The sequence below is a fragment of the Pseudomonas sp. BO3-4 genome (assembly GCF_034044115.1).
Lineage (GTDB): Bacteria > Pseudomonadota > Gammaproteobacteria > Pseudomonadales > Pseudomonadaceae > Aquipseudomonas > Aquipseudomonas alloputida.
This window is the reverse complement of record NZ_CP139018.1, coordinates 6,102,918-6,117,025: the sequence shown is the minus strand read 5'-3', so window position 1 is coordinate 6,117,025 and position 14,108 is coordinate 6,102,918. Positions and strand designations below refer to the sequence as shown.

Genomic DNA, 14,108 nt, shown 5'->3' with positions numbered 1-14,108 from the left:
GCCAGGCACTCAAGCCATGTCGCTGATGGCGAACTCCTCAGCCAGATGATCGATCAGCGCTCGCACCGAAGGCAGCAACCCACGTCGCGATGGGAAGATCGCATGCACGATGCCGCAACGCGGGTGCCAGTCCGGAATCAGCTCAACCAGGCGTCCTGCCGCCAGGTCCTCACGCACCGCCACCCGCGGCAAGTGTGCAATCCCCACTCCGGCTACCACGAAGTGGCGCAAGGCAAACAGGTCATCAGTCACCATGCGTGGTGTATGCGGGATGACGATGCTGCGGCTGTTGTCCTCACCCTGGAACAGTTCCCACTGGTACTCGCGCTGGGCACTGCCCCAATGCACGCTGGGTAGTGTGCCCAGCAGCTGCGGATCAAACCCTTTGGGCAGTTGCGCCAGGTATTGAGGTTGACCGACCAGGCACTGGGTGCTGTTGCTCAGCACCTTCATCACCATGTCAGTGTTCTCCAGCGGCGGAAAGCGCACCCGCAGGGCGATGTCGAAGCCCTCATGCAGCAGGTCGACACGGCGGTTGGTACTTTCGATGAACAGCTCCACCTGCGGGTACTTGAGCATGTAGCGGGTCAGCATCGGCCCGACCCAGGAGTTGAGCAGGGTGGTCGGGCAGCTGATGCGGACCAAGCCGCGCGGTTCGCTGCGGTTGCGCTCGATGATCTCTGCTGCACCCTCGGCCTCCACGCGCATGGCCAGGCAACGGTTGTAGTAGGCCTGGCCGATTTCGGTCAGCGAGCAGTGGCGGCTGGTGCGGTTCAACAGCCGCACACCCAGGCGGTCTTCAAGGTCGGCGATTCGCCGGCTGAGTTTTGACTTGGGCATGTCCAGCGCCCGCCCGGCCGGGGCGAAGCCGCCATGTTCGACGACCTGGGTGAAGTAGTAGAGGGAGTTGAGGTCTTCCAATGATCGGTCTCCGGGTATTTGGTTGCCTGTGCCGGCCTCTTCGCTTGTAGGAGCGGCTTTAGCCGCGAAGAGGCCGGCACAGCCCCTACAAATCCATCGTTCATAAATCGGAACGCTAAAGCCAGATTCTGCTAACTACCGCCGCAAAGGTGATGATTTTAATCTGTGCCCATCAACGCGAAACACCCCGAATTGCTGAAAAATTCATAACCCTTGGGAGCACAGACCATGAGCAAATTCACCTACAACCGCCTGAACAAAGACGACGCTGCCGTACTGCTGGTCGACCACCAGGCTGGCCTGCTGTCGCTGGTGCGCGATATCGAGCCGGACAAGTTCAAGAACAACGTGCTGGCGCTGGCTGACCTGGCCAAGTTCTTCAACCTGCCGACCATCCTCACCACCAGCTTCGAGCAAGGCCCCAACGGCCCGCTGGTGCCGGAACTGAAAGCCCTGTTCCCGGACGCGCCGTACATTGCCCGCCCTGGCCAGATCAACGCCTGGGACAACGAGGATTTCGTCAAGGCGGTGAAGGCGACCGGCAAGAAGCAGCTGATCATTGCAGGTGTTGTGACCGAGGTTTGCGTGGCGTTCCCGGCGCTGTCGGCCTTGGAGGAAGAATTTGAGGTGTTCGTGGTGACCGATGCTTCCGGCACCTTCAATGAGATGACCCGTGATGCCGCGCATGACCGCATGAGCCAGGCGGGTGCCCAACTGATGACCTGGTTCGGCGTGGCCTGCGAGCTGCACCGCGACTGGCGCAACGATGTCGAAGGGCTGGCTGCACTTTGCTCCAACCACATTCCGGATTATCGCAACCTGATGACCAGCTATAACGCGCTGACTGCGGGTAAGTAATCAACCACCAGCAACGCGCACAAAGGCCGGCTCTCTCTATAGAGAGCCGGTTTTTTTGTTGCGCTTTGTTCCAGTCGTTGACCTGTATTGGCGGCATTGTTAGCGTTTCACCCGAGCGCGAAGCCAGTTGTCATTCAGCGGCAGTAACTGGATCAGGAACCCCATCGATGGCTGAATCATCAGTGTAGGGTGAGACCTCCACACCCCGGCTTGAGGTGTGCATATGAATATCGAGCATCTGATGGGCCACTGGAAACAGTGGCCCTTTTCTGTGGTTGGTACTGACACCCCGTGTCGACGAGGGCTCTGTGGGAGCGGGTTCACCCGCGAAGAGGCCGATACAGGCGACTCAGTTCATGGGCTGTGACTCAATCCCATCCAGCAATGCCTCAACCAGACCTTCTGCCATTTCAAGCGCGTTCAGGTTGCTCCAGAACAGGCTCTTGCCTGTGTCATCCAGATGTTCCAAGGCTTTGTAGCCACAGTCGTAGGCACCGCGCAGGTATTGGGCGACATGCACCAGGGCATCGTGGGCGGAAACGCCGGGGTTTACGGTGAACAATGGGGGATGGCCGGCATCGCAGCGGCTGAAAGAGCGTTGTGTGGTGTTGGGGAGGGGTGGATCGGGGACGATTCTTTTCATGGCAATTCCTTCTCCAGGATTGAACTGCAACCACCCGTTTCCACGCAGAAGGCGGCAGTTGTGCGCGGGGTGGAAAACCGGGGAGAAGGCAAGCCGGTAGGCCAAACGGCCTCACGCGCACAACTGCCATAACGGCAGCCCTTCATCACATCCGGGTTTCCACACCCGATCGCTGAACCGACAGCGACCCGGTTAGCCTAGAGAGCAGGCCTTCCCTGGACAATCAGACGGGCGTCGACACGGTGTGTAGGATAATTCCTTGGGATTGGCGTGAACGTAGGAAATGGTTCGCGGGGAAGTAGGACCAAGCTGAGAATTAGACGATTTGTGATGGTTTTTGTGTGTTCGCGTCATGGCGGCGAGGTGATCGTCAGGAAATTGCAGGATGGCTTCCAGGTGCCTGGCGATAGTTTTTGGGCGCCCATGAGATCGAGCGCCGCCCGCGCGGCGCTTCGCGGGTAAACCCGCTCCTACGTTTGTTTCTGGCCAATCCCTCCTGTGCCAGGCGCGCGCGACCGCCTTGTTTGTACGACGCGATATCGAGGCGTGCGCCAGGGGGCTCGCGTGCGCGTCCCACAGGAATAACTGGCCCGAAACAAACGTAGGAGCGGGTTTACCCGCGAAGCGCCGCGCGGGCGGCGCTCGATCTCACAGGCACTACAACCCTCAAGGCATGCGCCAAAAGGCTCAATCCGCATCCGAATCAAACAACCTTTCCAACTCCACCCGCGCCTCCTTGGCCGTCTGCATCACCTTGGCCCGGTCATCACGCACTTGCCCCTGGGCCTCCAGCACCTCTTCGTCATGCTGGGTAAACCGTGCAATGCGGTCCGCCGCCTGCTCATTGCTCAAGCCCAACCCCACCAGCGCCCGGCGGGTCATTTCCAGGCTGGAATAAAACGTCTCGCGAATCGGCTCGGCGCCCACATCCGCCAGTTTGTGCACATGCTGGCGGTTACGCGCCCGGGCCAGCACCTTCAGGTGAGGGTACAGACGCTTCACCCGTGCGGCGGTATGAATGGCGGCTTCAGGGTCATCAATGGTGATGATGAAATACTCCGCTTCACCCACCTTGGCGGCGTGCAACACCTCCGGGCGCAGCGGGTCGCCGTAGAACACCGGCACCTGTTCGAACATGCGGGTCATCTCGATGGTGTCCACCGAGGTTTCCAGGGCAACGAACGGGATCTTCTGTGCCCGCAGGATGCGCGCGACGATCTGGCCCATGCGGCCCATGCCGACGATCACCACCCGCGGCGTATCCGTCTGGATCTGCTTGTATTGCTCGGGCACTTCACGCGCCGGTTGCGGGCGTTTGAGGGCGCGGGCGCAACCCAGCATCAGCAGCGGGGTAATGGCCATCGACAGGGTAATGGTCATCAGCAGCAGGTCGTAGGTCTGGGTATCGAACAGGCCTTGGTCCTTGCCCAGCTTGAACACCACGAAGGCGAATTCGCCACCGGCCGCCAGCACCATGCCCAGGCGCAGGGCGCTGGCGCTGTTCAGGCCGCCGACCAAGCGGCCGACGCCTATCAGCAACAGCAGCTTCACGGCCACCAGCAACAGGGTCAGGCCCAGCACCACCAGTGGCATTTCCAGCAGCAGGCGCAGGTTGGCGCCCATGCCCACGCTGATGAAGAACAGCCCCAGCAGCAGGCCCTTGAAGGGTTCGATCTGCGATTCCAGCTCGTGACGGTATTCCGAGTCGGCCAGCAGCAGGCCGGCGAGGAAAGCGCCAAGGGCCATGGAGATACCCGCTTCTTCCATCAGCCAGGCGGTGCCGATCACCACCAGCAGTGCGGTGGCAGTAGACACTTCCGGCAGGCCGGTGCGAGCCACGGTGCGGAACACCGGGCGCAACAGGTAGCGACCGCCGATGATCACCACGGCGATGCTGGCGAATACCTTCAGGCCGTGTTGCAGGCTGTCGCCTTGGCTGGTGTCCGGGCCACTGGCGGCCAGCAGCGGTACCAAGGCGATCAGCGGGATCGCGGCGATGTCCTGGAACAACAGGATGGCGAACGCCAGACGGCCGTGCGGTGCATTGAGCTGCTTGCTCTCGGCCAGGCTCTGCAGGCCAAGGGCGGTGGACGAAAGCGCCAGGCCCAAGCCGAGCACGATGGCTGCTGGCAGCGTCTGGCTGAAGCCGAACAGGGCGATGGCGCCGATGACTGCACCGGTCAGCACCACTTGGGCAGTGCCGACACCAAACACCGACTTGCGCATCAGCCACAAGCGTTTGGGCGACAGTTCCAGGCCGATGATGAACAGCAGCAAGACCACGCCCAGTTCGGAAATGTGCGCCACGCTTTCTGTGTCGCGAATCAGGCCAAGTGCTTGCGGGCCGATGACCACACCGGCGAGCAGGTAGCCGAGCACGGCACCGAGTTGCAGGCGTTTGGCCAGGGGGACGGCGAGGACGGCGGCAAGCAGGAAGATCACCGCAGTTTGTAGAAGGCTGCCTTCGTGTGGCATTGGCTCGTACTCCATGAGCTGCCGGGGCAGCGTTCGAACAGTTTGACGGACAATTCTGAGGGGTGGGGTGGGGTCAGACAATCATCTGACGGGAAGAAACATTGTCCTGTTCAGGATGACAATCGGTGCCGGCGCTTACCTGGGCATGCCCGCTTCCACAGGTATTACCCAGGCTTCAAGGCCATTGCTGTCTCTGTGGGAGCGGGCGCGCCCGCGAGGAAGGCAGCGCTAATCCGACTGTTCACCGCCACCAAACTGTGCCCGATACTGCGCCGGCGTCATGCCAATTCGCTCAAAGAATACCTTGCGCATGTGTCGGTCACTGCCAAACCCGCACTGCGCCGCCACCACCTTCATCGGCAGGTCACCGCATTCGAGCAGCTTGCGCGCACGATCGATGCGCGCATTCTGCAGGTACTGCAGCGGCGTAATGCCCACCTCACGCTGAAACGTCCGGGCAAAGTTGCGCCCGCTCATGGCCACCAGTTCGGCCATTTTCTGCACGGTGAACGCCTGCTCGATGTGGTCGACGATATAGGCCTGTACCCGGGCAATCGGCGAGTCATCGCGTGGTACCGCAGCCAGCAACGGCCCGTAGGGTGTCTGCCCGCCCTGACGGTGGCGGGCAACCAGCAGTACCTTGGCCACTTCCAGGGCCAGCGCCTTGCCATGGTCCTCGGCGACCACCGCCAGTGCCAGGTCTATCCCTGCAGTGATACCGCCCGAGGTGATCAGGCAGCGGTCCATCACGTAGATCTGCTCGGTCTCCACCTTGGCTTCGGGAAACGCCTGTGCCAGGCGCTCCACGTAATTCCAGTGGGTGGTGCAGCGATAGCCATTCAGTAACCCGGCCCGCCCCAGCAGGAACACCCCGGTACAGATGGCGCCGAAGCGCTTCGCCTGGCGTACGGCCTTGGGCAGCCAGCGCTCAATCCCTGGCAGGGCGGTGTCATAGGCCCCTGGGCCGCCCGGCACCAGCAACAGGTCGACGGCCTCCGGCAAGTCCTCCAGGCGCTGGTCTGCCACCACCTTCATGCCGCATGAGCCGCGCACCACTGCTTGCCCCTCGGCCAAGGTCAGCAGCCGATATTGTCGTTCTGCAGGCAAGAACCGGTTGGCGATGGCGAATGCATCCATGGGGCCGGTGACATCCAGCAGTAGCACATCGTTGAACAGCACCATGGCCACGGTGCGGTGGGCGGGTTTTTCCTGCATGCCTCTGTCGCCTTGAATGCCGGCCGCAGGTAGCGGCCAGAAGCTGAATACGAAACGCATCTTAAGGTATCGGCAAAACGCCCAGGGCCAGCAGCGCACAATTAACAACAATTCAGGTTTGGCTCAGGACTTCGTCATGTGCCGGGGGCGAGACTTTCTGCATTGAACAGGAGAGTCGCCATGTACCCTGGGACGCCCGAAGCGCCGCTGCAAACCCCCGGCGCACTCACGCCCGCGCGGCTGCGCCGGGCCAAGGAGCTGATGTTGCACAGCCCGTTGTCGATCATTGAGATCGCTGCGGTATGCAACCTCACACGCAGCCACTTTTCCCGCGCCTTCAAAGTCAACACCGGCCTTTCGCCGCAGGCCTGGCGCCTGCTGGCGCGCATGGAAAAGGCCAAGCGCTTGCTCGCCACCGAGGCGCCTATCACCCATGTGAGCCTGGAATGCGGCTTTTGTGACCAGGCCCATTTCACCCGCGCTTTCAGCCGCCTGGTCGGCCAGCCACCCAAGGCCTGGCGGCAGGCGCAGGTACTTTCTTAAGCCGAAGCTATCCACCGGTATAACCCCCTGCGGACAGTGCCGGCCCGTTATCCCAACCCAAGGAGTCACCCCCATGAGCCAACCCGATTACAAGCGCCTGAACAAAGACGACGCCGTGGTGCTGCTGGTCGACCACCAGACCGGCCTGATCTCGCTGGTGCAGGATTTTTCGCCCAATGAGTTCAAGAACAACGTGCTGGCTTTGGGCGACCTGGCCAAGTTCTTTGGCCTGCCGACCATCCTCACCACCAGCTTCGAGCAAGGCCCGAATGGCCCGCTGGTGCCCGAGCTGAAAGAAATGTTTCCGGATGCGCCTTACATTGCCCGTCCGGGCCAGATCAACGCCTGGGACAACGAAGACTTCGTCAAGGCAATCAAGGCCACGGGCCGCAAGCAACTGATCATCGCCGGTGTGGTGACCGATGTGTGCGTCGCCTTCCCGACCCTGTCGGCGCTGGCGGAAGGCTTTGAAGTGTTCGTGGTGACCGATGCCTCGGGCACCTTCAACGAAACCGTGCAGCAAGCGGCTTGGGTGCGCATGACCCAGGCGGGTGCGCAGATGATGAACTGGTTCTCGGTGGCCTGCGAACTGCACCGCGACTGGCGCAACGACATCGAAGGGCTGGGTAACCTGCTGTCGCAGCGTATTCCCAACTACCGCAACCTGATGAACAGCTACGCGGCGCTGGCCTCGCGTTGATGTAAACCTGTACTGACCTCTTCGCGGGTAAACCCGCCCCTACAATGGCCGCGCCGACTGTAGGCGCGGGTTTACCCGCGAACAGGCCGGCACAGGCTATGCGTGATGCACAGGCAGACTGAAACGAATCCGGCATCCACCCAACTGCGACACCAGCGCCTGCAGCTGCCCGCCGTGGGCCTGAGCGACCGAACTGCAGATCGCCAAGCCCATCCCCATGCCACCGGTCTTGGTGGTATGAAACGCATCGAATACGCGCTCACGCTCGTCCGCTGCGATCCCCGGCCCGTTGTCGTCCACGCAGACCTCCACCCCATCCTCGACCACCGCCGACGCAATCTTCAGCACCCCGTCACTGCGATACCCCGACAACGCTTCCAGGGCATTGGTAATCAGGTTGAACACCAACTGCTGCAACTGTACCGGGTCGGCTGTCACGCACACCCCGGCCTTCAGCTGCGTCTGCACATCCACCTTGCCCTTGGCGGCGTCGGCTGAGGTCAGGCGCACCACCTCGCGGATCAATTCGTCCAGCTTCACCGCCTTGAGTTGCATCGGTGACTGCTTGGCCAGGGACCGCAGCGCCCGCACGATGTTGCCGGCCCGTTCGCTGTCGTTGCGGATGTCTTCCAGGCCGGCAATTGCTTCTTCCAGGTCGGGATTGGGGCGTTTCAACCAGCGCAGGCTGGCCGCGGCATTGGAGGCGATGCCCAGTAGCGGTTGGCTGATCTCGTGGGCGATGGACGCTGACAGCTCATTCATCGCCTGCAAGTGCGCACTGCGCGCCAGTTCCGCACGCGAGCGGCGCAACTCAGCCTCCATCTGTGCGCGGATCTGGTTTTCTTCGGCCAGGCGTGTGTAGAACTTGGCCGTTTGTAGCGACACCGCTGCCTGTGAAGCGAGGATTTCCAGCATGGCCAGGCGCTGACCGCCGAACAGGTTGGGCACAAGGCGGTTTTCCAGGTACACCAGACCGATCAGCACGCCCTGGATCACCAGCGGCAGGCACAGCACCGAGCGGGCGCTGCGCGCCTGCAGCTGTTGGCGGAAGGCCTCCGGGCACTCACTGAGGGCATCGTTGAGCACCAGCGGTTTGCGGGTGCGCATGGTGGTGTTGATGACTGACAGCGGTGCCTGGGTCATGAACTTCTGGCAGTTGTCCATGCTCACGTGCAGCCCGGCATCGTCGATGTAGGCCAGGGCGGCCATCTGGAATTCGGCGCCGCTCACAATCAGCAGCGCGCCATGGTCGGCACCGGAGTGCTGGGTCAGGTGGCCCATCAGGGTTTCGATCAGGCCTTCGAGCAGCACTTCCTCGGACAGCGCCCGCGCGGCTTCGATGCCGGCTTCGAGGTCCAGCCTGGCCTGGTGGGTGGCGCGATAGGTCTCCTGAATCGCCTGGGTGCGCAAAAACGGATGCAACGTCTCAAGCTGATGCACCTTGCCGGTCGCGCCCCAGATGTGGAAGCAGTCGCGGGCAATGCGCAGGTGCAGGTTGGCGCCGGAGATCAGGCCGCTGGGGATGCACACCTCGGCCAGCTGTTCGTGGGCCAGTGCCTGCTCGTGGATGAAACCGGCAGCGGTGGCGGCGATTTGCGCCTGGTCAAAGCAGCGGATCGCGGCCAGGCCGTCGCCTTCGAGCTTGGCGATGACGCCCTCGATCAGCAACTGCTTGCTGCGGAAGGTGGCCGGGTTGAAGCCGGCCCAGCGGCTGAAGCGCTCGCGCAGGGCCTGCAACTGGCGCAGCTTGTCGGCAAGACTGCCCGGGGCCTCGGGGCTGCCCAGGGCCAGGCCGCGGAACAGGTGATAGTCGGCCAGATTGATGTGCGCGGGTGCGGCCCAGGTATTGTCGCCGGCCAATGCCAGGTCGCGCATGGCCTTCGGGATATTGCCCATGTAGAAGGCGCACATGGCGGCGAACAGGTGTTGGAAGAACCGCGTGGTGGGCGACCTTGAGGCGGCGGCCGGGGCCGGGCAGGGCATGCCGCTCAGGTTGGCGACGAACGCTTGCTGGGCCAGCAGGATCTGCTCGATATCGCCGTAGCCGTGGCGGCGCACAGTGGCCAGGCCTTGCGCCACTTCCTCGACCACGTCCGGCAGGTAGCGGCCCATGAACAGCGAATCTGAAACCAGGTGGTTGCAGGCATAGCAGCTCATCGCCAGGTCACCGCTCAGGCGCGCCGAGTCGACCGCGTCCAGCGCGGTACGTCGGGCGAATTCCATGGGCGAGGTCCAGGCGCTGACCTGGTCCAGGGCCAGCAGCGCGCTGGTCAGATCAGCGTCGAAACCGTGCCGTTCGATCAGCTTGAGCGCGGCCAGGCAACAGGCATGGCCATCATGGTAAGCGCCAAAACGCTCGGCAATCATCACGCCGTACCAGGCCATGCCGTAGGTGCTGCCAGGGGCAACGCCGTGCAGTAGCGACAACTCCATGAGCTTGGCCAGGTGCAGGAAGCTGATGTCGTCCTTCACGAAGAATGATGATGACAGAGTGGCCAGCAGACTGATGGCAACCGTCACTTCCTCCGAGTCGGTGCGCGGCAGTGACTCCAGGCAATGCCGGTCCTTCTGTTCGATCAACGCCTGCACATGGGCATGACTGGCCTCGACCTGTTGCCAGTCGAGGCCCCGCACCGGGCTGATACCCAGTAAGTCCAGGCCGGCCAGGGCGCTGTCGATGGCCGCCTGATAGTCACCGCGCAAGGTGTACAGCAGTGCCTGCAGCCGGCACGCCCGTGCCTGGTCCAACACCGAGCGAGCACGCTGGCGGCATTCAGTGAGGCGGGCCTCGGCCGCGAGCGTTCGTGACAGTTGCATGTCGCACTCCGTCGCCATGCAGGCGATGGCAAAGCCATGGGTGGCGCGGCTTTCCAGCGTGGCGCTGTGCTGCAGCAACTGTTCGGCGGTGTGCAGGTAGCCAGCGGCCTGCTCGAAGGTGCCGGCGTCGCGTGCGCGTGATGCGGCTTCGCGTAAAAGCCGCAGGAACGCTTCGCAGTCATCCGCTGCAAACCCGCATGGGGTGGCGCGTTGTAGCTGGCTGGCGAGCTCGAACAGCACCTCGTGCATGTGGCCTGGCCAAGCCCGGCGCATGGCCAGGGCGATACGTGCATGCAGCGAGGCGCGCTGGTGCACGGGCGTGAGTGCATAAGCGGCCTCCATCACCCGGTCATGAGTAAAGCCCAGGCCGTTCTGGCCCGGTTGCAGGAAGCCGGCGCCAATCAAGGCTTTCAAGGGTTCGACTGGCGGTTGGGCGAGCACTTGCCGAAGCAGGTGTTCATCGCAGTGGCTGCCCGCCGCGCTGACGACCCGCAACAGGTCGCGTTGCGGTGCCGGCAGGCGCTCCAGGCGGTGGACCATCAGGTCGGCGACATTGTCGGAGTAGCAGTGCCGGGCCACGGCCTGCAGGCACCATGACCAGCGCATGGCCTGGGTGTCGAAGATGAACAGCTGGTCTTCGACCATGGCCCTGAGAATCTGGTTGATGAAAAACGGGTTGCCCGCCGTCTTGCCATGCACCCGCTCGGCCAGTTGAAATGCGGCCTCGGGGGCAACATGGAAGCGCTCGCCAATCAGCTCGGCCACCGCTCCAACGGCCAGCGGCCGCAGGTTCAGCGTGGTGCTGCGCACCGCTGCGGGTATGGCCAGCGGTGCACTGGTGGTGGGCGTATCGTTGCACCGGGTGAAAATCAGCAGCAGGTTGGCCGGCGCTTCAGCCAGCAGTTGGGCCAACAGGTGCCGGGTGGCGTCGTCGGCCCATTGCAGGTCGTCGAAGAACAGCACCAGCGGTTGGCCAGGTCGGCTGAAAACCTGCAGAAATTCAATGATCGCGTGCAGCTCCTTCTGCAACACAAGGCGCGTGGGCTTGGCGGGTAATTGGGACAGGGGGCCGAGAATCAGTTGCAGGTCCGGGGCCAGCTTGCCGAGCAGACGACCGTGACCTTTGATACGGCGCTGGATTTCGCGGCGCAGGGTGACGAGGTCCTGACTGTTCTTGGCCAGCAACTGGGTAGTCAGGGCACCGAGTATTTCGATCCAGGGCGTGTAGGGCACTGCTTGGGCGTGGCTGTTGCACGTGCCGACGGCCCAGTAACCTTCGGCGTTGTCCTTGAGAGCTGCTTTGACCAGGCTCGACTTGCCCATGCCAGTAGCGCCGTTGATGACCAGGGCTTGTGGTTTGCTGTCGCGATGCAAGGCCTTGAGCAGCAGGGTGATAGCCTTTTGCTCGGCGCTGCGGCCATATAGGTGTGCGTGGTCGGGTGCTACCGGGTCGGCGCAGCCTGGGGTGAAGGGTGCCATGGTTTTGTGGGCGGCCCACTGCCGCTGGCAGTGAGCCAAGTCCACTGCAAAGGCGCGCGCGCTCTGGTAGCGGGCGTCCGGCTCTTTGGCCAAGGCCTTTGCCAGGACCAGGCTGAGGGGGGGCGGCACCTTGCTGTCCACTTCGCTGGCCGCCCGCGGCTGCACACCAGCATGCAGCTGTCGCCAGTGCTGGGTGTCGCGCCCGGCCAGCGGCAGTTCGCCTACCAGTAACTGGTAGAGGATTGCCCCCAGGGCATAGATATCACTGCGTCGGTCGCTGCTGCTTCCGTGCGGGCAAACCTGCTCCGGCGCCAGGTAGGCCCAGTTGCCGAGCGGGGTGCCCTGTTCGCTGATCCGTTCTGCTGGGTCGGCGCGAAAGAAGCCCAGGCGCACCCGCTGGTGGGCGCGCAGGTACACATGTTCGGGCTGCAATGTACCGTGCAGCGCATTGCGTTCGTGCGCTTGCGCCAACGCATGGGCAGCGTTCACCGCGATGTCAAGAAACGGCTCCAGCGCCGCAGGGCCTTCAGCGATCAGGTCGGCGACTGAGAGGCCGGCCGGGTACACCAGCAAGGGGCCTTCGGCCGAGCGCACGAACGCCGAGGGGATCACCGCCCACTGCGGGTCCAGTTGCAGGCGGTAGTCACGCTCCAGGCGCTGACAGGCGGAAGGTGCCTCGAGCGGCGCGCGCACGGCGATCCAGGCTTGATGTGAAGCGGGGTCGCGCAGGCGGAAATAGCTGAGCTCACCTTCCTTGCCCAGCGCGCTGATCTCGCACCGGTTCAGCCAGCCCTCGTCGATTGACTGGTCGTAATCGATGGGCCTGTGGGCAAGGCGTTCATCGAGCATAAAGCACCCCCGCTAGCGACATCCTGAGGCGCGAGTATACGCAGCGGGCCCAGCGTGGATGCGGGTTACATCCTGCTTGGCAGGAACGGGCACGCTGTTGTCCGTTATCGTCCCCTGAGGGCTGGCGGGCTTTTGTATAGTCCTTTGTCCAACCTATCCCTCGGGATAATTGTCTGAACGCGTACGCTGGCCTAGGCTGCCCAGGGCAGCGAAAACGCCTGTGCCCGCGCGAGGAAGCCATGATCCGAATAGGCAATGCCCAGGTGTCGCTGGAGCGGCGCGAAGTCTTTGTCGACGGCAAGCCGATCCTGTTGGGTGGGCGCGCTTTCGACGTGCTGGCCACGCTGATCAGGGCCAAGGGCCGCGTGGTCGGCAAGGACGAGTTGTTCAGCCAGGTGTGGTCCGGCACGGTGGTCGAGGACAATAACTTGCAGGTGCAGGTGTCCTTGCTGCGCAAGGCCTTTGGCGACCGTAGCCTGATCCAGACCGTGCCGCGCCGGGGCTATCGCCTGGCCGCGCAGATCAGCCTCGAGGTGCCTGGTCAGGCACTGGGCAGGTCATTGCTGCGCAGCCTGGCCGAGACTGTCGAGCCGCTCGATGAGCGCGTGAATGTGCCGGTGCTGGTGGTGGATGACGACCCGTCAGTGCGCACCGCGTTGGGCCGGCTGTTGCGCTCGCAGGACATCCCGCACCACTTGTTTGCCAGTGCCGAGGCGCTGTTCGAGGCCCGCCTGGAAACCCCCTGTGCCTGCCTGCTGCTGGACATGCACTTGCCGGGTACAAGCGGCCTGGAGGTACAGGATGCGCTGTGCCGGCTGGCGCTGCCCTGGCCGATCGTGTTCATGACCGGCTTCGGCACCATCCCGATGACCGTCCAGGCCATGCGCGCCGGGGCGGTGGAGTTTCTGACCAAGCCGTTCGATGAAGACCAGTTGCTGACCCTGTTGCAGGCAGTGCGCGCCCGTGCCGTGGCCGAAGGCCGCAAGTGGCTGCAGGCGCGTCAGGTCGAGGAAAAGTACCAGCGCCTGACTCAGCGTGAGCGCCAGGTCTTCTCACTGGTGGTCGGCGGCTTGTCGCACAAGCAGATCGCCAGGCAGATCGGCACCAGCGAGGTGACGACCAAGGTGCACAAGAAGAACATCATGAACAAGATGCAGTCCCGCTCGCTGCTGGAGCTTGCGGCCATGCACAACCTCCTCGGAGCGCGGTCTGCGAGCCTGGGCGGCGCATGAGCAGAGGGGTGTGCATCGTCGACGACGATGCCTCGGTGCGCAAAAGCCTGGCTAACCTGCTGCGCTCGGCGGGGTTCGAGACCTTGTCGTTTTCCGCCGGGCACGCCTTCCTGGCCTCGCCACTGGCGGGCGAGGCGGGTTGTGTGTTGCTGGACCTGAAGATGCCGGGAATGAGCGGGCTGGAGGTACAGCGTGAGCTGGCACAGCGGGGGAGGCGCTTGCCGGTGATCTGCATGTCGGCACATTGGGATGATGGCTCGGTACGGGCAGCGATGGGCCTTGGGGCACTGGCCTGCCTGGGCAAGCCGTTTTCTGAAGAGGTGCTGCTGAAGGTGGTTGAAGAGGCTTTGGCCGGCGGTCAGTGAGGTATTGGCTG

General features: G+C 63.3%; 10 protein-coding genes. 5 read left to right on the top strand and 5 right to left on the bottom strand.

Translation table 11 applies throughout. The annotated features are described in order from the left end of the window. Nucleotides 1–9: 9 nt before the first annotated feature. Nucleotides 10–921 carry a LysR substrate-binding domain-containing protein gene (locus REH59_RS27915; RefSeq protein WP_010955764.1) on the bottom strand — a complete coding sequence of 304 codons (912 nt, stop codon included), beginning with the start codon at nucleotides 919–921 and terminating at the stop codon, nucleotides 10–12. 228 nt (nucleotides 922–1,149) lie between these two features. Here REH59_RS27915 and ycaC (REH59_RS27910) point away from each other — a divergent pair, with 228 nt between their 5' ends. After that, nucleotides 1,150–1,779: an isochorismate family cysteine hydrolase YcaC gene (gene ycaC / locus REH59_RS27910; RefSeq protein ID WP_010955763.1), complete on the top strand. Its 630-nt coding sequence runs from the start codon at nucleotides 1,150–1,152 to the stop codon at nucleotides 1,777–1,779. A 349-nt stretch (nucleotides 1,780–2,128) separates the two neighbouring features. Here the strand turns inward: ycaC (REH59_RS27910) and REH59_RS27905 are convergent, their stop codons facing one another. From REH59_RS27905 to REH59_RS27895, 3 genes are all read right to left on the bottom strand, one after another. Further along, nucleotides 2,129–2,422: a hypothetical protein gene (locus REH59_RS27905; protein ID WP_012054079.1), complete on the bottom strand. Its 294-nt coding sequence runs from the start codon at nucleotides 2,420–2,422 to the stop codon at nucleotides 2,129–2,131. A gap of 687 nt (nucleotides 2,423–3,109) precedes the next feature. Next, a complete protein-coding gene (locus REH59_RS27900; protein ID WP_265536568.1) occupies nucleotides 3,110–4,897 on the bottom strand; it encodes a monovalent cation:proton antiporter-2 (CPA2) family protein in 1,788 nt (595 codons plus the stop codon). A 228-nt stretch (nucleotides 4,898–5,125) separates the two neighbouring features. Further along, the gene (locus REH59_RS27895; protein ID WP_014861340.1) at nucleotides 5,126–6,112 is read right to left on the bottom strand and encodes a GlxA family transcriptional regulator; all 987 of its coding nucleotides are present in this window, start codon (nucleotides 6,110–6,112) and stop codon (nucleotides 5,126–5,128) included. Nucleotides 6,113–6,292: 180 nt separating this feature from the next. Here REH59_RS27895 and REH59_RS27890 point away from each other — a divergent pair, with 180 nt between their 5' ends. Then, nucleotides 6,293–6,655: a helix-turn-helix domain-containing protein gene (locus REH59_RS27890; protein WP_012054076.1), complete on the top strand. Its 363-nt coding sequence runs from the start codon at nucleotides 6,293–6,295 to the stop codon at nucleotides 6,653–6,655. Between the two features lie 73 nt (nucleotides 6,656–6,728). Further along, complete coding sequence (ycaC, locus tag REH59_RS27885) at nucleotides 6,729–7,355, top strand: isochorismate family cysteine hydrolase YcaC (RefSeq protein ID WP_003253573.1); 627 nt, start codon at nucleotides 6,729–6,731, stop codon at nucleotides 7,353–7,355. Nucleotides 7,356–7,451: 96 nt separating this feature from the next. Here ycaC (REH59_RS27885) and REH59_RS27880 read toward each other — a convergent pair whose 3' ends face one another. Beyond that, on the bottom strand, nucleotides 7,452–12,500 hold the full coding sequence (locus REH59_RS27880; RefSeq protein ID WP_320450373.1) for a trifunctional serine/threonine-protein kinase/ATP-binding protein/sensor histidine kinase: 5,049 nt from the start codon (nucleotides 12,498–12,500) through the stop codon (nucleotides 7,452–7,454). Nucleotides 12,501–12,739: 239 nt separating this feature from the next. Between REH59_RS27880 and REH59_RS27875 the strand changes: the two genes are divergently transcribed. Together REH59_RS27875 and REH59_RS27870 are read left to right on the top strand one after the other, a co-directional pair. Next, the gene (locus REH59_RS27875; protein ID WP_004575820.1) at nucleotides 12,740–13,732 is read left to right on the top strand and encodes a response regulator; all 993 of its coding nucleotides are present in this window, start codon (nucleotides 12,740–12,742) and stop codon (nucleotides 13,730–13,732) included. Next, on the top strand, nucleotides 13,729–14,097 hold the full coding sequence (locus tag REH59_RS27870) for a response regulator transcription factor (RefSeq protein ID WP_173881306.1): 369 nt from the start codon (nucleotides 13,729–13,731) through the stop codon (nucleotides 14,095–14,097). The genes REH59_RS27875 and REH59_RS27870 overlap by 4 nt, the downstream gene beginning before the upstream one ends. Nucleotides 14,098–14,108: the final 11 nt, after the last annotated feature.

Excerpts from the sequence above, each read along its gene's own strand:
- ycaC (WP_010955763.1), top strand. The coding sequence starts at position 1,150 with ATGAGCAAATTCACCTACAACCGCCTGAACAAAGACGACGCTGCCGTA.
- REH59_RS27905 (WP_012054079.1), bottom strand. The coding sequence starts at position 2,422 with ATGAAAAGAATCGTCCCCGATCCACCCCTCCCCAACACCACACAACGC.
- REH59_RS27900 (WP_265536568.1), bottom strand. The coding sequence starts at position 4,897 with ATGCCACACGAAGGCAGCCTTCTACAAACTGCGGTGATCTTCCTGCTT.
- REH59_RS27895 (WP_014861340.1), bottom strand. The coding sequence starts at position 6,112 with ATGCAGGAAAAACCCGCCCACCGCACCGTGGCCATGGTGCTGTTCAAC.
- REH59_RS27890 (WP_012054076.1), top strand. The coding sequence starts at position 6,293 with ATGTACCCTGGGACGCCCGAAGCGCCGCTGCAAACCCCCGGCGCACTC.
- ycaC (WP_003253573.1), top strand. The coding sequence starts at position 6,729 with ATGAGCCAACCCGATTACAAGCGCCTGAACAAAGACGACGCCGTGGTG.
- REH59_RS27880 (WP_320450373.1), bottom strand. The coding sequence starts at position 12,500 with ATGCTCGATGAACGCCTTGCCCACAGGCCCATCGATTACGACCAGTCA.
- REH59_RS27875 (WP_004575820.1), top strand. The coding sequence starts at position 12,740 with ATGATCCGAATAGGCAATGCCCAGGTGTCGCTGGAGCGGCGCGAAGTC.
- REH59_RS27870 (WP_173881306.1), top strand. The coding sequence starts at position 13,729 with ATGAGCAGAGGGGTGTGCATCGTCGACGACGATGCCTCGGTGCGCAAA.